Annotated in this window: 23 protein-coding genes and 1 tRNA gene; 5 read left to right on the plus strand and 19 right to left on the minus strand. The window is 66.5% G+C overall.

The window, feature by feature from the left end:
* The first annotated feature begins 26 nt into the window (after nt 1–26).
* Nucleotides 27–3,029 carry a DEAD/DEAH box helicase gene (locus D9V34_RS10780; RefSeq protein ID WP_121688809.1) on the plus strand — a complete coding sequence of 1,001 codons (3,003 nt, stop codon included), beginning with the start codon at nt 27–29 and terminating at the stop codon, nt 3,027–3,029.
* 19 nt (nt 3,030–3,048) lie between these two features.
* Here the strand turns inward: D9V34_RS10780 and D9V34_RS10785 are convergent, their stop codons facing one another.
* The 4 genes from D9V34_RS10785 to D9V34_RS10800 form a co-directional block, all read right to left on the minus strand.
* Nucleotides 3,049–3,864, minus strand: coding sequence for an ABC transporter permease (locus D9V34_RS10785; RefSeq protein WP_121688810.1), 816 nt, complete (start codon nt 3,862–3,864; stop codon nt 3,049–3,051).
* A gap of 52 nt (nt 3,865–3,916) precedes the next feature.
* On the minus strand, nt 3,917–4,936 hold the full coding sequence (locus tag D9V34_RS10790; RefSeq protein WP_121688811.1) for an aliphatic sulfonate ABC transporter substrate-binding protein: 1,020 nt from the start codon (nt 4,934–4,936) through the stop codon (nt 3,917–3,919).
* 49 nt (nt 4,937–4,985) lie between these two features.
* Nucleotides 4,986–5,822 carry an ABC transporter ATP-binding protein gene (locus D9V34_RS10795; protein WP_220700581.1) on the minus strand — a complete coding sequence of 279 codons (837 nt, stop codon included), beginning with the start codon at nt 5,820–5,822 and terminating at the stop codon, nt 4,986–4,988.
* 157 nt (nt 5,823–5,979) lie between these two features.
* On the minus strand, nt 5,980–6,900 hold the full coding sequence (locus D9V34_RS10800; protein WP_121688983.1) for a LysR family transcriptional regulator: 921 nt from the start codon (nt 6,898–6,900) through the stop codon (nt 5,980–5,982).
* 81 nt (nt 6,901–6,981) lie between these two features.
* Here D9V34_RS10800 and D9V34_RS10805 point away from each other — a divergent pair, with 81 nt between their 5' ends.
* Entirely contained in the window at nt 6,982–8,073 is a 1,092-nt protein-coding gene (locus tag D9V34_RS10805; protein ID WP_121688812.1) for a TDT family transporter, read from the plus strand.
* Between the two features lie 51 nt (nt 8,074–8,124).
* Here the strand turns inward: D9V34_RS10805 and D9V34_RS10810 are convergent.
* The 10 genes from D9V34_RS10810 to rplU all read right to left on the minus strand — a co-directional run bounded on the left by D9V34_RS10810 (nt 8,125) and on the right by rplU (nt 15,489).
* Nucleotides 8,125–8,197: transfer RNA gene (locus D9V34_RS10810), tRNA-Ala, on the minus strand.
* A gap of 115 nt (nt 8,198–8,312) precedes the next feature.
* Nucleotides 8,313–8,693, minus strand: coding sequence for a ribosome silencing factor (rsfS, locus tag D9V34_RS10815; protein ID WP_121688813.1), 381 nt, complete (start codon nt 8,691–8,693; stop codon nt 8,313–8,315).
* Nucleotides 8,694–8,722: 29 nt separating this feature from the next.
* Complete coding sequence (locus tag D9V34_RS10820) at nt 8,723–10,045, minus strand: hypothetical protein (protein ID WP_121688814.1); 1,323 nt, start codon at nt 10,043–10,045, stop codon at nt 8,723–8,725.
* On the minus strand, nt 10,042–10,641 hold the full coding sequence (nadD, locus tag D9V34_RS10825; RefSeq protein ID WP_030143777.1) for a nicotinate-nucleotide adenylyltransferase: 600 nt from the start codon (nt 10,639–10,641) through the stop codon (nt 10,042–10,044). Before nadD ends, D9V34_RS10820 begins: the two co-directional genes overlap by 4 nt.
* Before the next feature lie 15 nt (nt 10,642–10,656).
* Complete coding sequence (locus D9V34_RS10830; RefSeq protein WP_043321966.1) at nt 10,657–10,851, minus strand: hypothetical protein; 195 nt, start codon at nt 10,849–10,851, stop codon at nt 10,657–10,659.
* Between the two features lie 52 nt (nt 10,852–10,903).
* Entirely contained in the window at nt 10,904–12,178 is a 1,275-nt protein-coding gene (locus D9V34_RS10835; protein WP_121688815.1) for a glutamate-5-semialdehyde dehydrogenase, read from the minus strand.
* Nucleotides 12,179–12,365: 187 nt separating this feature from the next.
* Nucleotides 12,366–13,154, minus strand: a complete 789-nt coding sequence (gene proB, locus D9V34_RS10840; protein WP_121688816.1) for a glutamate 5-kinase — start codon at nt 13,152–13,154, stop codon at nt 12,366–12,368.
* 6 nt (nt 13,155–13,160) lie between these two features.
* Nucleotides 13,161–14,777, minus strand: coding sequence for a GTPase ObgE (gene obgE / locus D9V34_RS10845; protein WP_121688817.1), 1,617 nt, complete (start codon nt 14,775–14,777; stop codon nt 13,161–13,163).
* 124 nt (nt 14,778–14,901) lie between these two features.
* Entirely contained in the window at nt 14,902–15,159 is a 258-nt protein-coding gene (rpmA, locus tag D9V34_RS10850) for a 50S ribosomal protein L27 (protein ID WP_030143781.1), read from the minus strand.
* Nucleotides 15,160–15,180: 21 nt separating this feature from the next.
* Nucleotides 15,181–15,489, minus strand: a complete 309-nt coding sequence (gene rplU, locus D9V34_RS10855; protein ID WP_030143782.1) for a 50S ribosomal protein L21 — start codon at nt 15,487–15,489, stop codon at nt 15,181–15,183.
* A gap of 263 nt (nt 15,490–15,752) precedes the next feature.
* Here rplU and D9V34_RS10860 point away from each other — a divergent pair, with 263 nt between their 5' ends.
* On the plus strand, nt 15,753–16,055 hold the full coding sequence (locus D9V34_RS10860) for a DUF4031 domain-containing protein (RefSeq protein ID WP_121688818.1): 303 nt from the start codon (nt 15,753–15,755) through the stop codon (nt 16,053–16,055).
* A 59-nt stretch (nt 16,056–16,114) separates the two neighbouring features.
* Here D9V34_RS10860 and D9V34_RS10865 read toward each other — a convergent pair whose 3' ends face one another.
* Both D9V34_RS10865 and D9V34_RS10870 read right to left on the minus strand, forming a co-directional pair.
* A complete protein-coding gene (locus D9V34_RS10865) occupies nt 16,115–18,370 on the minus strand; it encodes a glycoside hydrolase family 3 C-terminal domain-containing protein (protein ID WP_121688819.1) in 2,256 nt (751 codons plus the stop codon).
* A gap of 26 nt (nt 18,371–18,396) precedes the next feature.
* Complete coding sequence (locus D9V34_RS10870; protein ID WP_183091950.1) at nt 18,397–19,665, minus strand: MFS transporter; 1,269 nt, start codon at nt 19,663–19,665, stop codon at nt 18,397–18,399.
* An 86-nt stretch (nt 19,666–19,751) separates the two neighbouring features.
* On the opposite strand from D9V34_RS10870, the gene D9V34_RS10875 reads away from it, so the two are divergent.
* Nucleotides 19,752–20,330: a TetR/AcrR family transcriptional regulator gene (locus D9V34_RS10875; RefSeq protein WP_121688821.1), complete on the plus strand. Its 579-nt coding sequence runs from the start codon at nt 19,752–19,754 to the stop codon at nt 20,328–20,330.
* A 59-nt stretch (nt 20,331–20,389) separates the two neighbouring features.
* Here D9V34_RS10875 and D9V34_RS10880 read toward each other — a convergent pair whose 3' ends face one another.
* The gene (locus D9V34_RS10880) at nt 20,390–23,596 is read right to left on the minus strand and encodes an Rne/Rng family ribonuclease (RefSeq protein WP_121688822.1); all 3,207 of its coding nucleotides are present in this window, start codon (nt 23,594–23,596) and stop codon (nt 20,390–20,392) included.
* A gap of 308 nt (nt 23,597–23,904) precedes the next feature.
* On the opposite strand from D9V34_RS10880, the gene D9V34_RS10885 reads away from it, so the two are divergent.
* Nucleotides 23,905–24,504 carry a vitamin K epoxide reductase family protein gene (locus D9V34_RS10885; RefSeq protein ID WP_121688823.1) on the plus strand — a complete coding sequence of 200 codons (600 nt, stop codon included), beginning with the start codon at nt 23,905–23,907 and terminating at the stop codon, nt 24,502–24,504.
* A gap of 77 nt (nt 24,505–24,581) precedes the next feature.
* On the opposite strand, the gene D9V34_RS17815 is transcribed toward D9V34_RS10885, so the two are convergent.
* Both D9V34_RS17815 and D9V34_RS10890 read right to left on the minus strand, forming a co-directional pair.
* Entirely contained in the window at nt 24,582–24,737 is a 156-nt protein-coding gene (locus tag D9V34_RS17815; RefSeq protein ID WP_183091951.1) for a hypothetical protein, read from the minus strand.
* Nucleotides 24,734–25,393, minus strand: coding sequence for a DsbA family oxidoreductase (locus D9V34_RS10890; protein WP_121688824.1), 660 nt, complete (start codon nt 25,391–25,393; stop codon nt 24,734–24,736). The genes D9V34_RS17815 and D9V34_RS10890 overlap by 4 nt, the downstream gene beginning before the upstream one ends.
* Nucleotides 25,394–25,469 lie beyond the last annotated feature (76 nt).

The raw sequence follows: 25,469 nt of genomic DNA on the forward strand, positions 1-25,469 counted from the left end.
TCGGTGCGGGGTGAGAGAATACCGGTATGCCCGATCCGTCGCCCTCGCCCTCGAACTGGCGCGACCGACTCATCCCGCTCGCGGCCACACCGCCTCGGGAGGAACCCAAGCTTGCACTGCGAGCCGAGCTGCGAGAGACGATCCCGCGTACGGCCGCACGCTGGAACGGTCCTACCTCCAAGGCGGCGACCACCGCAACCATCCTGAACCCTGCCCGGCACTCGCTGCTGCGCTTAGCCGTGCGTCCGGTGCTGCGCGGGGCACGCGGCTGGGTCACCACCGGAGTCGGCTGGACCACGATCGCCCATCAGCGTCACCGACTGGGGTTGGGGGCCGCCGAACAGCACTGGTTTGCGCAGTTCACGGCGCTGTATCGCTCGAGCGTTCCGGCCGAAACGGGCCAGGATCCCCAGTGGTACACCCTGGACAACTTCGACAATCCCCTGCTCTGGCCGCTGCTGTCACAGGCGGCGTCGCTCAACATTCCGCTGGTGGGATCGCGCACCACCCCCGAGGTGCGGATGGCCGCCTCCGCCCAGGTATCTCTTGACCTTGCACGGACCGATGACGGCGTTGTGGTGAGCCCCCGGGTCCTCATTGACGAGGCGTCCGTTTCCCCCACGCATACTCGGGCGCTGGGCACCCACGGGCTCTACTCACTCTCCGAAGCAGCCCCGCACACCCTCACCCTGGCCCCGCTGAGCGCCCCACTTCCCGCCGAGTATGCCGATCTCCTCAGCGGACCTGCGCTTCGCATTCCCCGGTCCGAGCGTGCCGAGTTTGAGCGCGACTTCCTGCCGGCCCTGGTTGAGCGACTGGCCGTCCACAGCGCCGATGCGAGCGTCCGGATTCCCGAGCCTCGCCCCACGACCCTGGTCCTGCACGTGCAGCACGAGCCGCGGCACGTCATGGCGCTCCGCTGGGAGTGGGAGCACGTGCGTGCGGGTATCGTTCCGGATCTCGCCGCGGTGCTTCCCGAGGGCACCCTGCCCGCCGACTGGAGCATCGACCCTGCCCCCGGTGGAATTTCCGGTACCGGCGGCGGCAGCCTTCCCGCCCCGCGTAAGCTGCGCGACTTCGATGCGGCAGAATTCTCCACCGAGCTGCTACCCACCCTGAGAAATCTGCCCGGGGTACGGGTCGAACAGCACGGGATGTCCCCCGAGTATCGCCACCTCACCGGCACCCCGATCATCAGTGTGCGCGCCGAACCGGGAACCCGTACCGATTGGTTCGACCTCGGGGTCACGGTCACCGTGGACGGCATTCAGATTCCGTTTGAACCGCTCTTCCGTGCCCTCGCTCGCAACGCGCGCCGACTCAAGCTGGTGGACGGCACCTACTTCTCCCTCAAGCATCCGGCGTTTGCCCCACTCGCCGAGCTGATCCACGCGGGCACCGACGCCCCCGAGTGGGAGACCGGGATCGGCGTGGGGCCCGCTCAGGCGGGTCTCTGGCGGGAACTGGCCGACCAGGCGGACCACGTCGAGACGGATCCGGCGTGGCAGTTGCTGGTGGATGCGCTGACCGCCGATACCCCCGCCGACGCCCCCGAACCCGAGGGGCTGGCGGCAACCCTGCGTCCCTATCAGCGCACCGGACTGGGCTGGCTGCGCTTCGGCTATGAGCACGGCCTGGGCGGCATCCTTGCCGACGACATGGGGCTCGGTAAGACCCTCCAGTGCCTCGCGCTCATCCGGCACGCGCGCACCCAGGCCCCCGAGACCGGACCGTTTGTGGTGGTGGCCCCCACCTCGGTGGTGGCCAACTGGGCGGCGGAGGCGGCCCGCTTCACCCCGGGCCTCGTGGTGCGCACCGTGCGCGGTACCCGCGCCTCGGGCGAGGACTCGATCGCGACCCTGGCCGAGGGCGCCGACATCCTGATCACCAGCTACACACTGCTGCGCCTGGATGCCGCCGAGTACAACAACCCCGCGCGCCCGTGGGCCGGGCTGATTCTGGACGAGGCTCAGGCGGTCAAAAACGCCACCTCACAAACCCACGCCCGCGTACGCGAGTTCCCGGCCGAGTGGAAGCTCGCCCTCACCGGGACGCCGCTGGAGAACTCACTCGCCGACCTCCACGCACTCTTCGCGATTGTGACCCGGGGATTGCTCCCCCCGGCCGCGCGCTTCACCCTCGAATACATTCGCCCGATCGAGTCCGAACCCGCAGGCATCTCCCGCGGTATCGGGGCCGGTCGGGGCCCGGCCGATCGCGCCGCACACCGGCAGGCCCTGTTTGCCCGGTTGCGCGAGCGCATTCGTCCGTTTGTGCTGCGACGCACCAAGGAGTCCGTGGCGCCCGAGCTGCCGGAGCGTCAGGAGCAGATCATCGAGGTGGACCTCGCTCCCGCGCATCGCGATCTCTACGATGTCTACCTGCAGCGCGAACGTCAGAAGGTACTGGACCTCCTGGACGACCTGGACCGGCAGCGCTTTATCGTGTTCCGCTCGCTCTCGCTGCTGCGCATGCTCGCCCTGGATCCGGCCCTGATCGACGCCGAGGAGCACGCGGATATCCCCGCCCGCAAGATCGACCTCCTGATCGAACACCTGCGTGAGGCCCACGCCGAGGGCCACCGGGCGCTGGTGTTCAGCCAGTACCCCTCGTTCCTGCGCCGCATCGGCGACCGGCTGGCCCAGGCGGGTCTAGCCTGGGAAATGCTGGATGGATCCACCACCAACCGGCAGGACGTCATCGACCGCTTCCAGAACGGCGACGCCCCGGTCTTCCTGCTGAGTCTGCGCGCGGGCGGGGTGGGCCTCAACCTCACCGCCGCCGACTACGTGTTCCTGCTTGATCCCTGGTGGAATCCAGCGGCCGAAAACCAGGCCATCGACCGGGCCCACCGGATCGGCCAGACCCGGCACGTGTTTGTCTATCGGATGATCGCCCGCGACACCATCGAGGAAAAGGTGCTTGCCCTGCAGCGCAAAAAGGCCGCCCTGTTTGACGCAATGTTTGCCGGGGACGACGCGGTAGGCGCCGCCCTCACCGCCGAGGATATCCGCGCACTCCTGAGCTAACGCGCGGCCCTCTCCGCGCCTAGGCCCAGCGCTTATTGGCCCAGCGGGCAAAGAGCCCGATCAGGGCATCGCTGAGCTTGCCGATGAAGGCCAGGAGCAGGATCGCCAGGAAGATCCGGTCGGTGCGTCCGTTGTTCTGCGAGTCGGAGAGCAGCCATCCCAACCCCATCGAGGCCGCCAGAAGCTCGGCCGCCACCAGGAACAGCCAGGCCTGAGCGAGGGCGAGGCGCAGGCCGGAAATGACCGAGGGCAGCACGGCGGGCAATTGCACGGTGCGGAACAGCGCGAAACCATTCAGCCCAAAGGCCCGTGCGGCCTCCACCAGGTTCTTGTCCACGTGTCGCAGCGCCGCGGAGACGGTGGTGTAGACCGGGAAGAATGCGCCGATGGCGATCAGGGTGACCTTGGACACCTCCCCGTACTTCAGCCAGATGATCAGCAGCGGAACCCAGGCCAGCGAGGGCACCGTGCGCAGCGCGCCGAGGGTGGGGGCAAGCAGGATGTCACCAAATCGGGAGAGCCCCACGATGGCCCCCAGGAAGAGGCCGGCCGCCGCACCAAACGCGAAGCCGAGGAACACCCGCTGCACCGAGATCCCAATATTGGGCAGCAGCAGCCCGCGCTGAGCGAGGTCCACGCCGGCATTCCACACCATCGCCGGGGAGGGCAGCTGCGAGGTCGGCATGATGCCCAGGGACGCGATGGTCTGCCAGGCGGCCAGCAGGATCAGCGGGAGGACCGCCCCGCCGAGCACCACGACGAGGGTGCGAGATCTGGGCGAGCCGGGACGGCGCGTGCGCCGGGCGGTGAGGGTGGGTGTTGAAGCGTTGGTCATGACTCTTCCAAGGGATCATGGGCCGACCGCGCAGCGCGGTCGACCCATGCGGTTAGGAGCGGTTGGTGGTTTTCGCGGCCTGGGCGAAGCTCGGCTCGAACAGGGTCTTCAGCGCGTCGTCCACCTGCGACTGACCCGCGACATCGCCGGTCTCCACAAAGACCGGGCCGATGACCTTCAGGACCTTCGCCTGGGCGTCGCCGGGCACCGGGTCCACGTCGAAGTTGGTCCGGTCGGTGATCACGCTGGTGGCCACCGCATCGTCCAGGCTCGCGGTCTTCGCCAGGATGGTTGCGGTTTCCTCGGGGTTCTTCAGCGCCCACGCGCGTGCATCCGCATACGCGTTCACCACGGTCTGGGCAATGTCCGGACGCTTCTGGATGAACGACTCGGTCGCGGCCACCACGTCATAGGAGCTGAAGTCCACGTTGCGGTAGAGGAACTTCGCCCCGTTTTCCAGCGCGCCACCCATAATCGGATCGAGACCCGCCCAGGCATCCACCGAGCCACCCTGAAGCGCCGACCAACCGTCGGCGTGCTGCAGGTTCTCGATGGTCACATCCTCGGGGCTGAGGCCTGCTTCGGCGAGGGACTGCAGCAGGAAGAAGTAGGGGTCGGTGCCCTTGGTGGCAGCGATCTTTTTACCCTTGAGCTCGGCCACGCTGGTGATGGTGGAGTCCTTGCCCACGATCAGGGCCGCCCACTCGGGCTTATTGGCAATCGTGATCGCCTTGATCTGCGAGCCGTTGGCGCGGTTGAGCAGTGCGGCCGCACCGGCAGTCGATCCCACATCCAGCGCACCCGCGCGCAGACCCTCGTTGGCCTTATTCGAGCCGGCCGACTGGATCCAGTTGACGCTGACACCCTGGGACTTCAGGTCCTCCTCGAGCCAGCCCTTGTCCTTGATGATCAACGAGAGCGGATTGTAGGTGGCAAAGTCGATGTTGAGGGTGCCACCCTTGGATCCGCCTTCGGCCGGGGCCGCGTCCTCCCCCGCGCAGGCCGACAGGCCCAGGGTTGTGATCGCGGCGAGCGCGATGGCGGCAAACAGGGTACGTGAACGGGTTTTCATGGGTTCCTCTGTGACGTGTGACGGAAATGGGGTGTCAGCCTGGGGAGGGCTAGTAGGGGAAGATGGGGATTCCGGCCTCGGTTTCGATGCCGCGGGCGCTGCCGTGACGATCAATGCCCAGCCCCGAGAGCAGCCGGCCACGCAGCTCGGCAAGCTCCGCCGAGCCACGGTCGCGGGGGCGCGTCCCGGGCACGGTGAGCTCCTCGATGATGGTGGCTCCGGGCACTCCGGCCTCATGACCCAGCAGGATCACGCGGTCGGCCAGTTGGAGCGCCTCATCCACATCGTGAGTCACCAGCAGGATGGTGGCGGGTTCCACCGCGTGGATCTGGAGCAGCAGGTCCTGCATCCGCATCCGGGTGAGGGCGTCCAGGGCTCCGAAGGGCTCATCCAGCAGTAACACACCGGGGGTACGGGCCAGGGCGCGGGCCAGCGAGGTGCGCTGGGCCATGCCGCCGGAGATTTCCCGGGGGCGGTGATCGGCGAACTCGCTCAGCCCGACCAGCTCGATCAGGCGGTCGACCCGGTCACGTCCGGCGGCGGCCGGGGTGCCGGCGGGCAGGCCGAGGGCGACGTTCTGGGTCACCGTCCGCCAGGGCAGCAGCCGAGGTTCCTGGAAGCCGATCGCGGTGCGCTCATCGATGCCGAGGATCGGATCGCCGTCGAGTGAGACCACCCCGGCGCTTGCGGAATCCAGGCCACCCACGATGCGCAGCAGGGTGGACTTTCCACATCCCGAGGTGCCCAGAATGGCGAGTACCTCACCGGGGGTCACATCCAAGCCGATATCGCGCAGCACACGCCGTTCGGCCTCGCCGCGAGTCGCCCCAGGAAAGGACTTCTCGACGCGATCAAAGCGAACACGGGCGGCAGCACTGGCGGACACAAAAACTCATCTCGATGCGGGAGGGCGGGGTTCTGCATTTAGCGGATTAGAGACCACGCTATCCACTCGGCCGGAGCGGTTTGTCATCGGGCGTCATGAATCGTCATCTTTTCCCATAACACCTGCACCGGTTATCCTCACGGGTGCGCCACTTTCGTCATTCCCCGCGGGCGGCGACTCCCCGGCCCTCGGAGATCAGCGCGAGCAGCACCCGGGCACGGGCCGATGGCTGGGTGCCCCGGGGCCACACCACGCTCAGGGGGCGGGTGATCCACAGTCCGCGCACCCGGACGGCCATCAGGGTGCCCGACGTCAGAGCCTCGGCCACGGCGAGCACGCTCAAGACAGCAGGTGCCTCCCCCGCCAGAGCGGTCGCTCGGACCATAGTTGTTGTGGGAAGGACCGCGTAGGGCAACGCCGGCGTCTCGACAACCCCGTGCGCGACCAGGGCGGTCTCGTATGCCCGACGCGTTCCGGAACCGACCTCCCGCATGATCAGCGGCGTGCGCGCCAACTCGGCCGCGGTGATGCCCGAGCGCCGACGTGCCCATGCGTGTCCGGGCGCCACCACAACCACCAGCTCGTCGGTGGCGATGCGCGTGGCTTCCAGTTCGGCGGGGATCTCGGGGGTTTCCACAAACCCCAGCTCCACGGCCCCCGCGGAAACAAGGTCCATCACGCCCGCACTGTTGAGTGCCCGCAGTTCGGCGCGCTTTTCACCCGTGGCACGCAGTTCGCGCAGCCATCCGGGAACCAGGTACTCGGCAATCGTCAGGCTTGCGGCAATGCGCAGCGGGGTGGCCGATACCGCAGTCAGGCTCGTCACCGACTCGGCAAAACGATCGGCTTCGGCGAGCACCTCGGCGGCCCAGCCCGCGATCACCGTGCCCTCCGCGGTCATCGCGGACCCGCGGGGTGAACGTCGCACCAGCGCGGTGCCGATCCGCGCCTCAAGACTACGCATGCGCGCGGAGACTGCCTGCTGGGTGATCCCCAGCCGTGCCGCGGCCGCCGAGAAGCTCCCGGTTTCGGCCACCGCGGCCAACACCCGGAGGGCGGCAATTTCAATGTCCGACATCGGCCCCGTCACAATCATCGCTTGTATCTTCCCAACCATATCCGACTACCCGGATCTCCGCCCGGAGAGAAGGATGAAAACATGAGCACCCGCACACCACGCAGCCTGACCGTGTCACTCCTCACCCCCAACTGGTTTGCCACGGTCATGGGCACCGGCATCGTCGCAACCGCCGCCGCGACCCTCCCCCAGGGCGCTCCCTGGCTACGCGATGCGGCGCGAGGTGTGTGGGTGCTCGCGGCCGCGCTCCTGGTGCTCCTCCTGGCCGGCTTCCTCCGTCACCACCGGCGCTATCCCCAGACCGCCCGCGGCCATCACCGCCATCCTGTCTTCGCCCACTTCTACGGGGCACTCCCGATGGCGATCCTCACCGTGGGGTCCGGGGCCCTGCTCCTCGGCACCCCGATCCTGGGGGCTGCGACCGTCCCGATCGCGTGGACCTGCTGGGTCCTCGGCACCATCCTGGGTCTTGTCTGCGCGGTTGCCATTCCGATGCTGAGCTTCACGACTCTCGGGCTGCGGGGCCGCGACGCATTCGGCGGCTGGCTGATGCCCGTGGTTCCCCCGATGGTCTCGACAACCGGGGGCGCGCTGCTGATCCCCACCCTCGGGACGCCGGAGCAGCGCACCACACTCATGGTCGTGTGTGGCGCCCTGTTCGGGATGAGTCTCATCGCCTCGCTGATGATCATCGGGTTTATCTGGATGCGCCTGGTTCGCCACGGCGTGGGCACCGCGGCGGCGGTCCCCACCTACTGGATTGTCCTGGGACCGCTGGGTCAGTCCGTGACGGCCGCGTGCGCCCTGGCAACGGCGACACACGGAACCCTCTCCCCCGCCCACGCAGAGATCGCCGGACTGCTTGCGATCGCCTACGGAGTGCCGGTCCTGGGGTTTGCCCTGCTGTGGGCCCTCATCGCCACCATCATCACCATCCGTACCCTGCGCACGGGCATGCCGTTTTCACTCACCTGGTGGTCCTTCACCTTCCCGGTGGGCACCTGTGTCACCGGCCTCAGCGGCCTCACCGCCCACACCGGGCTTGCACTGCTATCGGCTCTCGCCGTGGGAGGCTATCTGATCCTGACGGCCCTGTGGATCCTAGTGGCCGCCCGCACACTCTGGGGCACCCTGATCCTGAAAAACCTGCTGGTGTCCGATACCACGCGATAACAAAAATACCCCGTCCGAAGACGGGGTATTTTCGTGCCTAGTGCACATGGGTGGATCTGAGGGGACTCGAACCCCTGACCCCCTGCATGCCATGCAGGTGCGCTACCAGCTGCGCCACAGACCCAGATTGTTATTCACTCGGCCGTGGCCTCGTGTTCAACATGTTTAGATTACAACACGAGGACACGGCGAGGAAAATCGGACACGCCGCGCGGGCGAGTCGCCCGCGCGAATGCGGCCTACTGCGTGATGGAGACGGGCTCCGGCAGGGTGATCTCGATCTGCGGGCAGTCCTTCCACAGACGCTCGAGGTCGTAGTAGGAACGCTCCTCATCGTGGAAGACGTGAACCACTACCGAACCGAAGTCCAGCAGCACCCAGCGTCCGCCGGCACGACCCTCGCGACGCTTGGTCTTCACGCCGGCCTCGTTGAGCTTGTCCTCAACCTCGCCGGCGATGGCGATCACGTTACGTTCGTTTCGGCCGGTGACGATCAGGAATGCGTCAACAAAGGGCAGCGGCTGGGAAACGTCCAGCGCGATCAGCTCGGATCCGCCCTTTGCGTCCGCCGCCTGTGCGGCGATCTGGATCGCCTCGGTGACGGAGAGTTCGGAAGTCATAAATACCTTTCGGTGGTGTGTGGGGTGGGTCAAATGGACCCGGAAACGATGGCGATAATCACGACGGCCACCAGGGCCACCGCGAGGACTCCGGCCGTCACCGACAGGGTCATCAGCAGTCGATTGTTCTTGACGGGGGCGGGCGGCGCAATCACGTCGCGGGTCGCGGTGTGCGAGCTCACGGCGCGGCTGGCCGAGACGGGGTTGCCCGCGGTTACCGGCTGCGGGTCCTCATCGTGGTCAAACATGGTGTCCAGATCGCCCTTTTCCAGGCGGTTCTGGTTGGTATTGGAGAGGCTGCCGGGCAGGTCGATGGTGCCGGTCACAATGACCTCACCCGAACCGAGCACGGGACCGCTCAGCGGCCCGCTACCGGGAACCGAGGGCAGGATCAGCGCGTTGGTGGTGGTGGAGCTGCCGCCGGTGGTGTCCACACCGCGAGCGATGATGTCATCGAACCCGGTGGACTTCCCACGACCGGCGCCGTTCAACCCGAAGGCGTCGCCCAGGTGCGGCATCGCCTGGGTTTCGTCGATGTTCCCGGGCAGCACCCCGAAGGACGCCCCGGGAAGCTGCACATCGGGGGTCGCGGCGGGGGCGGCCTGGGCACGCGCCGCGCGCTCACGCTCGGCCTCGGCCCGCTCGGCAGCAGCCCGCTCATCGGCGACACGCTTCTCATCGGCAACACGGCGAGCCTCGGCTTCGGCGGCAGCCTCGGCCGCGGCCTTCTCGGCCTCATCCTTGCGCGAGGCCTTCTTCAGCGCGCGCTTGCTGCGTGCACTGAGCTGCTCGTTGTTGGCCCGCTCGGCCTCGGCCTTTTCGGCCGCCGTCCGCTCGGCGGCAGCACGTTCAGCAGCCTCACGCTCGGTACGCTCACGCTCGGCCTTTTCGGCGGCAACCCGCTCAACCTCGGCCCGCACGGCGGCGGCACTGGCCTCGGCTTCCGCGGCACGATCACGCGCCGGAGCCAGGAAGGCGTCGGACAGGGTCGGGGTCTGCGGCGCGCTCGCGGGGGCGGGACGCTCGGTGGTGACACCACGGGCGGCGTCGGCGGCGGTTCCGGTGCCGCGTGCACGCTCCAGATCCCGCATCTGCCGGCGGGTCAGCGTCGCGCCGCTGCGCTCGGCCTCGATCAACGCACGAATTGCACCGGCATCCAGCGGTGCGGTGGTGTGTGTGTCCGGTGCGTCGGTGCCGCTCGCCGGGTTTGCCGGAGCTGCCGGAGCTGCCGGACGCGCCTCTGCGGGCGGAGTCTGCGGCGCAACGACGGGGACCTGCGCCGTCTGGCCCGCCTGCGTGCGCTCACGCAGCTGGCGACGCGACAGCGGCTTATCGTCGGATGATGTACTCATGCATTACTCCGATACAGGTGGTGTTTGCTGATGTACTGAACGACACCGTCCGGTACGAGATACCAAACCGGCGATCCGTCTTTCACACGGGCTCGGCAGTCGGTGGAGGAAATTGCCATCGCGGGAACCTCGAGCACGGCCACATCCTTATTGGGAAGCGCCTCCTCGGTGAGCACATGGCCCGGCCGGGTGACAGCGACGAACTTGGCCAGCGACCACAGCTCATCCACGTCTTTCCAGCCCAGGATCTGCTGGACCGCATCGGCACCCGAGATGAAGTACAGCTCGGCATCGGGACGCTGCCGCTGCAGGTCTCGCAGGGTGTCGATCGTGAAGGTGGGACCCTCACGGTCAAGATCCACCCGGCTCACGGTAAACCGCGGATTGGAGGCGGTCGCGATGACCGTCATCAGATAGCGGTGCTCCCCCTCGGTCACGCGGCTCTTCTGCCACGGACGACCGGTGGGGACAAACACCACCTCATCCAGGTCGTACGACTGGGCTACCTCGCTCGCGGCCACCAGGTGACCGTGATGAATCGGGTCAAAGGTTCCACCCATGACCCCGATCCGCGGGCGCCGTGTACCGGCCTGCATCCTGACGAACCTACCTTAGTGGTGGCTACCGGCACCCGGCTGTGCGGCCGGCTTCTGGCTGTGACGGTTGGCCACGTCGCGGTAGGTGAAGGTGGTGACACCGAGGATCGCCAGCGCTACCAGCGCAACCACGCCGTACATGAAGGGGGGCATGGGCAGCTCGGTGTGCGCCGCCTCAGCAGCGGAAACGAGGATGGTCGAGATCGACATCAGTTCTCCAATTCACAGTTCGGGCAAGAATCGCCTCGGACCAGTCTACCGGTTAGATTCGGGCCTGACCCGCGCCACGCACGATCCACTTGGTGCTGGTCAGCTCGGACAGACCCATCGGACCGCGGGCGTGCAGCTTCTGGGTCGAGATGCCCACCTCGGCTCCGAAGCCGAATTCGCCGCCATCGGTAAAGCGAGTGGAGGCGTTGACCATGACCACCGCGGAGTCGACCTCGGCCAGGAATCGCTCGGCAGAGCGAACATCCTCGGTGATGATCGACTCGGTGTGTCCGGTCGAGAACTCACGGATATGTGCGAGGGCACCGTCGAGATCGTCAACGATTTTGACGCCCAGGGTCAGGTTCATGTGCTCGGTGGCCCAGGTCTCGGCGGTGGCGATTTCCACGTTCGGGTAGAGCTCGCGAGTGCGCTCATCCGCGAGCAGACGCACACCCGAGCGGGACACCGCGTCCAGCACCGCGGGCAGGACCCGCTCGGCGGCACCGCGGTGCACCAGCACGGTGTCTACCGCGTTGCACACGCTGGGACGCTGCACCTTGGCGTTGTGGACGATATCCACCGCCCAGTCCAGGCGCGCGGACTCATCCAGGTAGATGTGAACCACGCCGGCACCGGTTTCGATCACCGGAACCTTGGCGGTGTTGAGCACCGCCTGAATCAGCGAGGCACTGCCACGCGGAATCAGGACGTCGACCAGGCCGCGGGCGGCCATCAGCGCGTTGGCCCCGTCGCGGCCGAAGTCGTCGACGCTCACGATGGCGTCGGGGTTCAGCCCGTTGGCGGCGAGCCCGTCCCGCAGGATTCGCACCAGGACCAGGTTGGAGTTTTCGGCGGCGGTTCCCCCGCGCAGCGCGATCGCGTTACCGCTCTTAATGGCCAGCGCGGCAATGTCGATGGTGACGTTGGGTCGGGCCTCGTAGATCGCCCCGATCACGCCGAAGGGAACCCGCACCTGATCGAGCTTGATGCCGTTGGGCAGGGTGCTGCCGCGCACGGTCTGACCCAGGGGGTCGGGCAGTGCGGCGATCTCACGCACGGCGCGAGCCAGCGCGGCGATGCGCGGTGCGTCCAGGCGCAACCGATCCAGCAGGCCGGCACCAATGTTGGCGCGCTCCCCCGCCTCGAGGTCCAGGGCGTTGGCGGCGATAATCGCCTCGGTGTGCTCCTCGATCCCGGCGGCGATGGATTCCAGCACCGCGTTGCGCAGGTTTCCATTGGCGATGGCCAGCCCGCGGGCGGCCTCGCGGGTGCCCCGCAGGCGCTCAAATACGACGGTCTCTACCTGCTGGGCATCGCGTTCACTCATGCCGTTAGTGTAGCGAGTTCACACCGACACGCGTCACTTCTGTGACAAACCCGAGAAACGGTGCAGATGGGCGTGTCCCCAGTTGTGGGGCGTCGTGCATTCGCGGGCGTTTCCCGGTCAGCCCGGAGCGGCGCGGCGGTCTCCGCTTGCGGGCAGTTCCCGGGGAGACCCCCACCGGCGCGGCGGCTTAGGCCTGCGGGCGCGGCTCGAACCAGGTACCCAGGTCTTCCCCGTCCAGGGCGCGGGCAACGTTCGGGGTCGAGGTGATCAGCACCGCGGTCCCGCTGTCGGCGGCCAGGCGCGCGGCGGAGGCCTTGGTGGCCGCTCCCCCGGTGCCCACACCGGCCTTGCCGGGCTCGCCGAACTCCACACCCTCCAGCTCGGCGCCAAACGGCACCAGCGGAATGGGTTCGGCACCGGGCTCGCTCGGCGGACGCGTGTAGAGGCACTCAATGTCCGAGAGCAGCACCAGGGCATCCGCCCCAATCAGCCGCGCCACCATCGAGGCCAGGTGATCGTTGTCACCAAAGCGGATCTCGTGGGTGGCCACGGTGTCGTTTTCGTTGACGATCGGGAGGATGCGCAGACCCAGCAGCCGGGACATGGCCCGCTGCGCGTTGACGCGGTGAGCATCCAGCGCCAGGTCGTTGGCGGAAAGCAGCACCTGTCCGGCGATGATGCCGTGACGGTCTAGCTCCTCCTGATAGCGGTGAATCAGCTGATTCTGCCCGACCGCGGCCGCCGCCTGCTGGGTAGCAAGGTCGGTCGGCCGACGGTCGAGATTCAGGAATGGCAGACCCGTGGCGATGGCACCCGAAGACACCAGGACGATCTCGGTCCCGCGCCCGTAGGCCGCCGCCAGGGCGTCCACGAGCGGGGTGATCTGGGCGACGTTATCGCCGCTGATCGAGGAGGATCCCACCTTCACAACCACGCGGCGGGCGCCACGCAGTTCGGCACGGTTCTGCAGGGTCACGCGGTTTTACTCGCTTTCACCGCGAAGCTGAATAACCTCAACCCCGTGGTCGTCATCGAAATCGGCATCCTCATCGTCATAGTCCACGGTGCCATCGGCGAGGATCGCATCCTCGGCGATTTCCGCGTCCACGTCCCAGAATCCGGTCTCGCCCTCGCGGCGGAGCTCCTGACGGGCCTCCTCCTTGGCGTCCATGCGGTCCAGGTAGTCGGCACGACGCTGCTTGGCAGTCGGACGGGTGAGCTGATCGAGGCGCGGGTCAGTTCCACGCGGGGTCGCGATCTCGGCGGAGGAGCTCATGGTGGGCTCCCAGTCGAAGACCACGCCGTCACCGGTACCGATGACCACGGTGGATCCGGCCACGGCACCGGCCTTGAACAGGCCGTCTTCCACGCCGAGCTTGTGCAGGCGGTCGGCCAGGTAACCCACGGCCTCGTCGTTGTTGAAGTCGGTCTGCTGGACCCAGCGCCACGGCTTTTCGCCGAGCACACGGAACAGGTTTCCGTAGGATCCACCCTCGACGCGGATCTGGAAGCCCGAGCGATCCACGGCCTTGGGCCGCAGCACGATGCGCGGCGAGGCCTCGATCGCGGCCACAACCTCGGCACGGGACTCCTCCACCAGCTCGCCCAGGGCGTAGTTCAGCTGGGTCAGACCCTCGCGGCTCACGGCGGAGATCAGGAACACGCGATAGCCGCGCTCCTCCAGGTCTGCCTTCACGAACTCGGCGAGTTCGCGCGCCTCGGGGACGTCGATCTTGTTCAGGGCGATCAGCTGCGGACGCTCGGTCAGCGGCTTCTGGCCCTCGGGGACCGGGTAGGCCTCCAGCTCACCGAGGATGATGTCGAGGTCGCTGATCGGGTCGCGACCGGGCTCCAGGGTGCCACAGTCAAGCACGTGCAGCAGGGCCGCACAGCGCTCGACGTGGCGCAGGAACTCCAGTCCAAGACCGCGGCCCTCGCTGGCACCCTCGATCAGTCCGGGGACATCGGCGATGGTGTAGCGGGTGTTGCCCGAGTCGACCACACCGAGGTTCGGGTGCAGGGTCGTGAAGGGGTAGTCGGCAATCTTCGGCTTGGCCGCGGACATGGCCGCGATCAGGCTCGACTTCCCGGCCGACGGGTAGCCCACGAGCGCCACATCGGCGACGGTCTTGAGCTCAAGAATGAGGTCGCGCTCCACACCCGGAGTACCCAGCAGGGCGAATCCGGGGGCCTTGCGCTTGGAGTTGGCGAGGCCGTTGTTACCGAGACCACCGTGGCCACCCTCGGCCGCGACAAAGCGGTCGCCGGCCTGGGTCAGGTCCACCAGGACCTCGCCCTCGGGGGTCTTCACAACGGTTCCCAGCGGAACCGGCAGCACCAGTTCCTCACCGTTGGTGCCACCGCGGTAGTCACCCATACCCGGGCCACCGTTGTCCGAGCGACGGTGCGGGGAACGGTGATAAGCCAGCAGGGTGGTGGTGTTGGGGTCGGCCACGAGAACGATGTCACCACCGCTACCGCCGGGGCCACCATCGGGCCCGCCCAGCGGCTTAAACTTCTCGCGCTTTACCGAGACGCAACCATCGCCGCCGTTACCGGCGTTGAGGTGGAGAGTGATCTGATCGACAAACGTGGTCACGGTCTGTACCCCTTGTAGAAAATGCGCGGGATCTCGCGCGAAAGCAGGTTCTCCGAAGGTTCCCGGAAAACACGTGAGGGGTAAGCCGAAGCTCACCCCTCACATAATGTAGCGGAAACGCGACTTAGGCGTCGACCGCCACGATGTTGACAACCTTGCGGCCGCCCTTTGCACCGAACTCAACCGAGCCGGCTGCCAGAGCGAACAGAGTGTCATCGCCACCACGGCCCACGTTCACACCGGGGTGGAAGTGGGTTCCGCGCTGACGCACGATGATCTCGCCTGCGTTGACGGTCTGGCCGCCGAAACGCTTTACACCGAGACGCTGAGCGTTCGAGTCACGACCGTTGCGAGTGGAGCTCGCACCCTTCTTATGTGCCATTAGAGGATCTCCTTAGCGTCTCTACTTGATGCCGGTGATCTTGAGGCGGGTGAGCTCCTGACGGTGGCCCTGACGCTTCTTGTAACCGGTCTTGTTCTTGAACTTCTGGATGACGATCTTCGGGCCGCGGAGGTCGTTCAGGACCTCGGCGGTCACGGCGACCTTCTCAAGCGACTTGGCGTCGGAGGTGATCTTGTCACCATCTACGAGGAGAACGGCAGCAAGCTGCACGTTCCCGTCCTTGTCGCCCGCGATGCGGTTGGTGGTGATGATCGAGCCGACCTCAACCTTTTCCTGCCGGCCACCGGCGCGTACTACTGCGTAAACCACTGTAGATACCTATTCTCTGGGGAGCTGAGCTCCGATTACGTGCATATCTGAGTGTCACTGCCCTGCCGGAACCCAGTGGGATCAGAGTAACGGCTGTCAGAAAACTTTGGTTTTACGTGTGGGATAAGCACACGCGTTCCAAGGTTCAAGGTTAGCCGATTAACGCCCGCTTACCAAATACCCTCGGGCTCGTGTCGTCGCCCGGCGTGTTTTCGGTGACAACCGGGAATGAAACGGAGCGTCATCTGCTTAGACTCTGTGACATGACAATCCTGATTGATGACCCGATGTGGCCCAACCACGGCACCCTCTGGTCGCACCTGGTCAGCGATGAGTCCCTCGACGAGCTGCACTCCTTCGCCGCCGAGAATGAGATTCCGCGCCGTGGGTTCGACCTGGATCACTACGATGTTCCGGCCCGGGTCTACCAGAGCCTGATCGCCGCCGGCGCCACCCCGGTTTCCCCCAAAACCCTGACCCGACGCCTGATCGCCAGCGGCCTGCGGATCACCGAGCGCGAGCGCCGCCTGGCCCGAGCTTCCTCGCACACCCTCACCGCACGCTAGCGATAACGCCAAGCGGGGCGGCATCCACGCCGGATGCCGCCCCGCTTGGCGTCTGAAGCCTAGGCGCTCGCCTGCTCCACGGCGTCGACCAGGCCCTGAGCCTGCTCGGGCGTGATCGCGCCGAATGCCACCATCTGAGACATCGGCATCTGCTCGGCCATCTTGCGCAGGTGCGGATCGTTGAGCATGCCACCCACGGCGGGGGTCGCCGCGAGCACCTGGGCGAAGGCCGCGTTGAGAATCGGCGCACCCACCGGGTGGGCGAACCACTCGCCAAGGGTCGAGTTCACACTCAGCGGGATCGGCGACGGGTCGCCCTCAATCTGAATGTCCAGTCGAGCGCGGATGTCACGGGAGGAGGCCGCAATCTCGATCACATAGGTCCCACCCTCGACGCTCCACACGTCGGCGGCGGTCGAGAAGTACGCCAGGTCGGATACCGGGAAGCTCAGCTCCACCTCGCGCGTCTTACCCGCGGGGATCGCCACCGAGGTGAACGCGCGCAGCTCATGCACCGGACGCGAAACCTCAGCACCGGGCAGGGCGCTGTACACCTGGACCACCTCACGCCCATCGCGGGTGCCGGTGTTGGTGACCTGAACGCTCACACGCACGGTGTCACCCTCCACCCGAACCACCTCGTGGGAGTAGCCAAACGTGGTGTAGGACAGCCCGAATCCAAACGGATAGGTCACCGCGGCCTCGCGGGTGTCATAGTGCCGGTAGCCCACATAGAGTCCCTCGGCGTAGCGCACCGAACCGTGCTCCCCGGGGAAGCTGGTGTAGGCGGGCACGTCCTGCAGACGCTCGGGGATCGACTCGGTGAGCCGGCCCGACGGGTTGACGACACCGTAGAGCACGTCGGCGATCGCACCGCCACCGGCCTGGCCGAGCAGCCAACCCTCGATCAGCGCGGGCACCCGCTCGTTCCAGTCCGAGACGCGCACCACGGCACCGTTGCTCAGAACGACAACGATCCGCGAGTTCGCCTCGATCAGACGCTCCAGCAGCGCCACCTGGTCGGCGGGCAGCTCGATATCCTCACGGTCAAAGCCCTCGGACTCGGCACTCGAGGGCAGCCCGGCAAAGTACAGTACGGTCTCGGCCGAGGCGGCCAGGCGCACGGCCTCGTCGGCGAGGACCGGATCCGACTCCCCCTCCAGCACAAAGCCCGGGGCGAACGGCACATCCTCCCCCGCGGCCGCGCGGATCGCGTCCAGCGCATTGTCGAGGCGGGTGGGCACAATCTGCGAGCTACCGGCCCCCTGATAGCGCGGGGTGCGGGCAAACTCGCCGATCACGGCCACCGGCCCGGCACCCGGGGTCAGCGGCAGGATCGCATCCTCGTTGCGCAGCAGAACGATGCTGCGACCGGCCACCTCGCGGGCGATCGCATGCTGCCCGTCCACGTCGAGCTCGGCATCCGGCCACAGTCCCTCATGGCCCTTCAGCGCGAGCTCGATCAGGCGACGCACAGCGGTGTCCACCACGGCGATCTCTAGCGAACCGTTCTGCACCGCGGCCACCACATCGGCGTCGGTGCGACCATTGGTCGAGGGCATCTCCAGGTCGAGACCCGCGGCCAGCGAGGGCACCCGATCGCGCACGGCACCCCAGTCCGAGACCACCACACCCTCAAAACCCCACTCGTCGCGGAGCACGGTGTTGAGCAGCCAGTTGTGCTCGGACGCGAAGACCCCGTTGACCTTGTTATAGGAGCACATGACCGTCCACGGCTGGGTTTCGGTTACCACGCGGCGGAAGGCCGGGAGGTAGAGCTCGCGCAGGGTGCGGGTGTCGATCTCGGCGCTCACTCGGAGACGGTCGGTCTCCTGGTTGTTCGCCGCATAGTGCTTGAGCGAGGTGCCGACCCCCTGGGACTGCACACCGCGCACAAACGCGCTGCCCAGCACACCCGCGTGCAGCGGGTCCTCGGAGAGGTATTCGAAGTTGCGCCCACAGCGCGGGTCTCGCTTGATGTTGATGCCCGGGCCCAGCAGCACGCTCACTCGCTTGGCCTGCGCCTCGCGGCCGAGAGCTTCACCGACGCGCTCGACGAGTTCGGGATCCCAACTGGAGCCCAGGCCCACCGCGGGCGGGAAGCAGGTTGCGGGCTCACCATCGAGCAGGCCCAGGTGATCACCACCGGTGGATTGGCGGCGCACGCCGTGGGGGCCGTCGGAGACGATAATCGAGGGAATACCGGCCTCCTCGATCCCCTCGGTCTCCCAGAAGGTCGCGCCGCTGAGCAGCGACGCCTTCTGTTCGAGGGTGAGTCCGGCAAGGATCGTTTCGGTCTGCGGGTGTACTGACATGATGACCTTTCTAGGGGTGGAACTAGCTAGCGAACGGATCGGACGGGAATCACGGCGAGTCCGCCCAGGATAACCAGGACGATGCCGATGGGAAAGAGAAGTGCGTAGCCGAAACTCAGCGCGATGATCCCGGCGAGGGCCGGCGCGAGGGTTTGCGGGAGGGTGGCGGCGATATTGATCACGCCGAGGTCCTTGGCGAAGTCCTCCTTGCTGGGCAGCACCTCGCTGATCAGCGCGGTATCCACCGACTGGAAGATCCCGAAGCCAAAGCCGGACACCAGGGAGAACAGTGCCATGCCGCCCTCATTGGGCATCAGCAGCGGGATCAGTAGGGCCAGGGCAAGGATCCCGGCCGAGACCATGACAAACACGCGACGGCGACGCAGCTTGTCCGAGAGCGGCCCGGCCACCAGCGTGGAGACCAGCAGGGCCGCCATGCTCAGCAGCGCAAACTGCGGGGTGAGCTCGATTGCGCGCTCCTTACTGACCCCGATGTACTCCTGCAGGATGAAAATCATGTAGGTGCTGACCATCAGGTATCCGGCGTTGAGCAACAGCCGGCCGGTGAAGGCCCAGAAGAAGTCGGGATGCTTGACCGGGTTGACCCAGAACCCACTCAAAAAGACCCGGAGGTTAAACGGCTCACGGGGGCGCTCGCGGTTATCCTTATCCGGGTTGAGGACCACAAACAGCGTCAGCACCACCAGCGCGATTCCGGCGAAGAACACGTAACCCACGGGGATATTCCGGGCGAACTGGGACCCCACCATCTGGCCGCCAACCATGCCGAGCATGAGCCCCAGGCCGATGATCGCCGAGAAGGTTCCGCGGAGTGGGCTGGGGACCCGGTCGGGCATGACCGCGCTCAGCGGACCCTGGGCGAAGTTATAGGCGATCTGCACGGCGATCCAGGCGATCATGATCTGCCAGACCGAGGTGCCGAGCCCCATACCCACCAGCGCGAGGCCACCCACCAGGGCTCCGCCCACGATCCAAGGGGCGCGGGGCCCGAATCGGCTGCGGGTACGGTCGGACACCAGGCCAGCCAGGGGCTGCGCGATCATCGCGCAAAACGCGCCCACGGTCAGGACCAGGGAGAGGTTGGTCTCCTTATTTTTCGGGTCAATCTCCTGAATCTGCAGCGAAAGCAGCAGCGAGGCGGTGGCACCCCAGACCATAAACATCGCGATATTGGCGGGAAGCAGGGTGCCCAGCAGAACCCCGAGTTTGCGGTTAAATCTTGCGGGTTCGGCCCCCTGGGCGGGGGCGTCGGTGGGAAGTGGTGAGTGTGTCACGGTGCTCCTTCTGGTCGACGCTGACAAGAAAAGCATACAGTGCACGGTTTTGCCGCTGAGGGGCGTGGCTGATATACGATGGGCCAATGTCTGATCGCTCCCCCCTCTCCCCCAAAGGCACCCGGCAGCGCGAAAAGATTCTCACCGTCGCCCTGGAGGTCTTCGCCGACGAGGGCTATCGCGGCACCTCGCTGCGCACGGTCGCCGCACGCTGCGAGCTGAGCCTGGCCGGCGTAATGCACTACTTTGAGTCCCGCGAGGATCTGCTGGTGCAGATCCTGCAGCGCCGCGACGAGGTTGACGCGGCCGCCATCTCCGCCGAACACCCGATCCGGGACTTTATCGCGGTACTGGAGGCCAACACGTCACGGCCGGGCCTGGTGGAACTGTTTGTGACCATGTCCGCGGCGGCGAGCTCCCCCGATCATCCGGCCGCCGCCTATTTCCGCGATCGTTATGCACGCATCGTTGATGAGCTGTGTGAGTTCCTGGACCAGCGCGGGGACACCCGACCGCTCACCGACCGTGCACGCGACGCTCGCGCTTTGATCGCCCTAGCCGATGGGCTCCAGCAGCAGTGGGTCACCAACCGCACCCTCAGCATCGCCGATGAGTTTGCCTATGCGCTGGCCACCCATTCCAACGGGTTCCTGCGCGCGGACTAATCTCCGAACATACGGCAATCGCCGCCCCGAAACCGGGACGGCGATTGCTGTTTTTGCGCTTATTCGGCGGTGGGCTGAGCCTCACCGTCGTGACGCACCGGGGTACCGGTGAGCGCCTGGGTGCTGACCCGACGGTTACGGTTGCGTCCCTTGCCCGGCTGTTTGGGCTCAGGCAGGGCATCCAGCACGGACCCCAGCAGGTCCTCGGCCACCTTGACGTCCACCTTGTGGTTCTTGCGAACCGCTTCCAGCGGAATGTCCAGCAGCGGCAGGTTTTCGTGTCCGCCGCGACGGCTCGCACGACCGCGGCCTCCGCGGGCCGGACGCTCGGTGCGCTCGGCGGGGGCATCCTCGGATGCCGGTGCGGACGTACTCTCCGTTGCGGTCGGGACGTCCGACACGACCGGGGCCGCCGGGGCGGGCTCGGTCACGGGCTGCAGCAGGGCTGCCAGCTCGGCAGCCGGCGACTCGGTCTGCTCCAGGAGCAGCTGCGAGTCACGGTTCTTTCCGCCGCGACGACGCTTCTTGCGCACCTCGGCCACCGGGGTCTCGGTCGGTGCCTCGGCGGCACCCTCGTGCTCGTGGGTTCCGGCGATCGTGCTGGCGGCAATCTGCGCCAGCATGTTCTTGGCATCATCGGTGATCGCGTGGGTCGCGGCCTTGGCGGCGGGCTGCTGCTGCTGAGCGGCACCGTTGTTGTGGCCACCGTTCTGCTGCTGAGTGTTCTGCTGCTGACCGGCACCACCCTTGCCACGACGACGCTGCTCGGGCTGCGGGGTCTGCTTGTGCTTCACAACGGGGTCGTGGTGCACGATGACACCGCGGCCGGCGCAGGTCTCACAGGGCTCGCTGAAGGATTCCAGCAGACCCAGACCCAGCTTCTTCCGGGTCATCTGAACCAGACCCAGCGAGGTGACCTCGGCCACCTGGTGCTTGGTGCGGTCGCGGCTCAGGCACTCGATTACGCGGCGCAGCACCAGGTCACGGTTGGATTCCAGGACCATGTCGATGAAGTCAACCACGATGATGCCGCCGATGTCGCGCAGACGCAGCTGACGAACGATCTCCTCAGCCGCTTCCAGGTTGTTCTTGGTGACGGTCTCCTCAAGGTTTCCGCCGGAGCCCACGAACTTACCGGTGTTGACGTCGATCACCGTCATGGCCTCGGTGCGGTCGATGACCAGCGAACCACCCGAGGGCAGCCAGACCTTGCGGTCCAGGGCCTTCTCGATCTGCTCGGTGATGCGGTACTCGTCGAAGACGTCCTTGCTACCCTCGTAGCGCTCGACGCGGTCAACGAGGTCCGGGGCCACCTGCTGGAGGTAGCTGGTGATGATCTCGCGGGCGTCATCTCCGGCGATGACCATCGACTGGAAGTCCTCGTTGAAGACGTCGCGGACGATCTTGACCAGCAGGTCGGGCTCGCTGTGCAGCAGGGCCGGGGCGTTGGCCTTCTTGACCTGCTCGGAGATGTGTGCCCACTGCGAGGTGAGGCGGTTGACGTCCAGGGTCAGCTGCTCCTCGGTGGCACCCTCGGCCGCGGTGCGAACGATCACGCCAGTGTTTTCGGGGAGAACGGCCTTGAGGATCTTCTTCAGACGGGCACGCTCGGTGTCCGGCAGCTTGCGGGAGATACCCGACATCGAGCCGTTGGGCACGTACACCAGGTAGCGACCGGGCAGGGAGACCTGGCTGGTCAGGCGGGCACCCTTGTGGCCCACCGGGTCCTTGGTGACCTGGACGAGGATCTTGTCGCCGGGCTTGAGCGCGAGCTCGATCCGGCGGGGCTGGTTACCGGTGGTGCCGGCGGCCTCCCAGTCGACCTCACCGGAGTAGAGCACGGCGTTGCGTCCGCGCCCGATGTCCACAAACGCGGCCTCCATGCTGGGCAGCACGTTCTGCACGCGACCGAGGTACACGTTGCCGATCAGCGAGGCTTCCTCGTTGCGGGCAACGTAGTGCTCAACCAGAACCTTGTCTTCGAGCACGCCGATCTGAATCTTCTGGTTCTTCTCCCGCACCACCATGGTGCGATCCACGGCCTCGCGACGGGCGAGGAACTCGGCCTCGGTGACCACGGCACGGCGACGACCGGCATCGCGACCGTCACGGCGGCGCTGCTTCTTGGCCTCCAGGCGGGTCGAGCCCTTGATCTTCTGCGGCTCGGTGATCAGTACGGCCTCGCGCGGCTCGCGAGCCGGGCGGGTGTTCTCACGACGATCGCCGTCACGGTAGTTATCCCGGGTGTTTTCACGGTAGCCATCGCGGCCACCGTCACGGGGGTTGTCGCGAACGTTATCGCGGGCGCTCGGGCGCTCGTCCCGAGCGTTGTCCCGGTCACCGCCACGACGACGCGAGCGGCGACGGGTGGACGAGTACTCCTCGTCCTCCTCCGGCTCAAACTCGGCGCGCGCGGGACGGGCGGGCAGCGGAGGCAGGTCCGGCGCCAGGAAGATCAGGGCGGTGGACGGTGCCGACACAAACGGCACCGGCAGCGGGCTGACAATCTTGGGGGCCGCGGGGGCCTCAGCGACGGCTTCGGTGATGGCTTCGCCGGCGGCCGGGGCATCGGCGGTCGACTCAGCGAGATCGGTCGCCCGGGTTCCGGCAGCCTGGGCACCGGTGCTGTCAGTTCCGGTTGCCGCGGGAGCGGCGGAACTCGCAGGGGTAGACTCCGCGGGCACAGACTCCGCGGACACAGACTCGGCGGGCGACTCCGAACCGGTCACCGATCCGGCGGCATTCTGAGATCCGGCGGCATTCTGAGATCCGGCAGCGTCCTGAGATCCGGCAGCGTCCTGAGATCCGGCAGCGTCCTGCGATCCGGCAGCGTCCTGCGACCCGGCGGCCTGACGTGCCGCAGCCTCGGCGGCCTCGGCTCGGGCAAGCTGTTCGGCCTTGGTCGGGCGACCCCGACGACGCTGACGCGGTGCCGCAGCCTCGGCGGTTTCTGTGACCGGTGCCGCGCCCGCGGGTTCTGCGCCGGTGGCCTCGTCAACCGGGCTCTGCGTGGCGGGTGCCGACGGAGCCGCAGACGCTGCGGGCGTCTCGGGCTCTGCACTCGAAGATGCCTCGGTGGTAACCACGGCGTCACTCGGCGCGGTCGCCGCACCGGCCGAGGCACTGACCCGGCGCGATCCGCGGGTTCGGCGCGGGGCACGCGACGGGGCTTCCTCGGTTACCGGGGTGCTCGTCTCCGAGACCCCTTCGGTTGTGGCGTCGTTATTGTCGGCAGGTACTGCCTCGTTTTTGTTTTTATTCACCATTACTGGTGCACTCCTCATCCGATTAGTAGCCGCGCTACCATCCGGGAATCTTGGGCGAATCTCTACGCCTGGGCGTTCAACTCACCAAATCCTATGCACTACAGCGATCGGCCCCGTGGCTCGGATCGCTTTGCGGGGGCGTTTCCCAACGCTCACTCGCGCATCAGGCGCGCTCGGCACCTGACAAGCCTTCGTTCATCCAGGTTTCGCGCGGCGAAACCTGCACAGCTCTCATTATCGCACGCGGGAGGCGTCAACATGCGAATGACCTTCGCATTTTTCCCAAATCGCTATGTCATAATTCGAGCATGACCAGCACCGAAACGACGCGTCAACCACGCCTGCTCGCCATCTTCCTGATTGTGGCCGGCCTCGTGGGATGGTTTGCCGCCTTTGAACTCACCGTCGAAAAATTCCACGCCCTCACCAACCCCGGCCAAGCTCTGGGGTGTGACGTCAGCGTGCTGGTTCAGTGCTCGGCAAACCTGAACTCCTGGCAAGGTGCGGTCTTTGGCTTCCCGAACCCGATCATCGGCCTCGGTGCCTGGATCGCACCGATCGTGGTCGGCGTGGCAATCCTCGCCGGTGCCCGGTTCCCGCGCTGGTTCTGGGTGGTCTTCAACGTGGGCATGCTCGCCGGTATCGTATTCGTGATCTGGCTGATCACCCAGTCCATTTTCGTCCTGGGCACCCTGTGCCCCTGGTGCATGCTCACCTGGTCGGTCATGATCCCCTCGTTCCTGTCGGTCACCCTCTACAACCTGCGCGAGGGCAATATCCCCGCCGGCGCAGGCGTGCGCCGTGTGGCCGGTGCCCTGCTCTCCTGGATCATCCCGTTGACCCTGGCCATCTACATCATCGTCGCCGTCATCGCCCAGCTGCGTCTGGATGTTCTCGGCAGCCTCTAACCTCCGGGCGTGTCGCTCGGCACACCAAAACACCGTGTCCCCCAGTAGGGGTGACACGGTGTTTTTATATGGTGACGCTAGTCCGCCTGCGGCAGCGCCGATTCCGCTGTGGGTGCCGTCGCATCGAGCTCAACCGCCGAGGTACGTGCGGGATGATCAACCGGGATTGCACAGCCATCGGGTCCGCAGGCCTCGGCGGCGGGGTCGCCGATCAGCGTAAAGGGGCCGCTCATGCGCCGCGCTCCGCGCTGACCTGGGTGAGGACCTGCTCAAAGGCCTGCGCCTCCTGAGCGCCGGACACCCCATACTTGCCGTCGATCACAAAGAACGGGACGCCCTGGATTCCATACCCCTGGGCCTGCGCCTGGTCGGCACGGACATCCGCCAGATAACGGTCGGATTCCAAGGCGGCGGTCAATTCCGCCGCGTCCAGTCCCACGCTGGCACCGAGCTCGGCCAGGTCGGCGATCTTCCCCACGTGCTTCCCCTCGGTGAAGTAGGCACGGAAGAGTACCTCGGCGAGCTCGCGCTGCTTGCCGTGCGCCTTGGCAAAGTGCAGCGCCTGGTGGGCAAGCACCGTGTTGGTGTGACGCAGCTTGTCGAAGTTAAACTCCAGGCCGGTCTGGGCGGCAATCCCGGTCACACGTCCCAGCATCTCGGTGATCTGCTCGGCGGGCATGCCCTTGTGATTCACCAGGAAGTCCAGCTCGCTGCCCTCGAAGTCAACCGGGGTGTCCGGTGCCAGCTCGAAGGAGTGGTACTCCACCTCGACCGGAGTATCGGAACCGGCGGCGAAGGCGGCCACTCCCGCCTCAAACTTGCGCTTGCCGATGAAGCACCACGGGCACGCGATGTCGGACCAGATGTCTACCTTGATGGGTTCAGTCATACCCAGGCCAACCCGGCACCCGGACAAAACATTCCCAAAAGAAATTCTTCGGCCCACTGGTCCATTAGTCGACTAA

This window comes from Mycetocola lacteus, from assembly GCF_003667575.1.
Lineage (GTDB): Bacteria > Actinomycetota > Actinomycetes > Actinomycetales > Microbacteriaceae > Mycetocola > Mycetocola lacteus.

Coding starts and splice junctions, on each gene's coding strand:
- D9V34_RS10780 (WP_121688809.1), top strand. CDS start 27: ATGCCCGATCCGTCGCCCTCGCCCTCGAACTGGCGCGACCGACTCATC.
- D9V34_RS10785 (WP_121688810.1), bottom strand. CDS start 3,864: ATGACCAACGCTTCAACACCCACCCTCACCGCCCGGCGCACGCGCCGT.
- D9V34_RS10790 (WP_121688811.1), bottom strand. CDS start 4,936: ATGAAAACCCGTTCACGTACCCTGTTTGCCGCCATCGCGCTCGCCGCG.
- D9V34_RS10800 (WP_121688983.1), bottom strand. CDS start 6,900: ATGTCGGACATTGAAATTGCCGCCCTCCGGGTGTTGGCCGCGGTGGCC.
- D9V34_RS10805 (WP_121688812.1), top strand. CDS start 6,982: ATGAGCACCCGCACACCACGCAGCCTGACCGTGTCACTCCTCACCCCC.
- rsfS (WP_121688813.1), bottom strand. CDS start 8,693: ATGACTTCCGAACTCTCCGTCACCGAGGCGATCCAGATCGCCGCACAG.
- D9V34_RS10820 (WP_121688814.1), bottom strand. CDS start 10,045: ATGAGTACATCATCCGACGATAAGCCGCTGTCGCGTCGCCAGCTGCGT.
- nadD (WP_030143777.1), bottom strand. CDS start 10,641: ATGCAGGCCGGTACACGGCGCCCGCGGATCGGGGTCATGGGTGGAACC.
- D9V34_RS10830 (WP_043321966.1), bottom strand. CDS start 10,851: ATGTCGATCTCGACCATCCTCGTTTCCGCTGCTGAGGCGGCGCACACC.
- D9V34_RS10835 (WP_121688815.1), bottom strand. CDS start 12,178: ATGAGTGAACGCGATGCCCAGCAGGTAGAGACCGTCGTATTTGAGCGC.
- rpmA (WP_030143781.1), bottom strand. CDS start 15,159: ATGGCACATAAGAAGGGTGCGAGCTCCACTCGCAACGGTCGTGACTCG.
- D9V34_RS10860 (WP_121688818.1), top strand. CDS start 15,753: ATGACAATCCTGATTGATGACCCGATGTGGCCCAACCACGGCACCCTC.
- D9V34_RS10865 (WP_121688819.1), bottom strand. CDS start 18,370: ATGTCAGTACACCCGCAGACCGAAACGATCCTTGCCGGACTCACCCTC.
- D9V34_RS10875 (WP_121688821.1), top strand. CDS start 19,752: ATGTCTGATCGCTCCCCCCTCTCCCCCAAAGGCACCCGGCAGCGCGAA.
- D9V34_RS10880 (WP_121688822.1), bottom strand. CDS start 23,596: ATGGTGAATAAAAACAAAAACGAGGCAGTACCTGCCGACAATAACGAC.
- D9V34_RS10885 (WP_121688823.1), top strand. CDS start 23,905: ATGACCAGCACCGAAACGACGCGTCAACCACGCCTGCTCGCCATCTTC.
- D9V34_RS17815 (WP_183091951.1), bottom strand. CDS start 24,737: ATGAGCGGCCCCTTTACGCTGATCGGCGACCCCGCCGCCGAGGCCTGC.
- D9V34_RS10890 (WP_121688824.1), bottom strand. CDS start 25,393: ATGACTGAACCCATCAAGGTAGACATCTGGTCCGACATCGCGTGCCCG.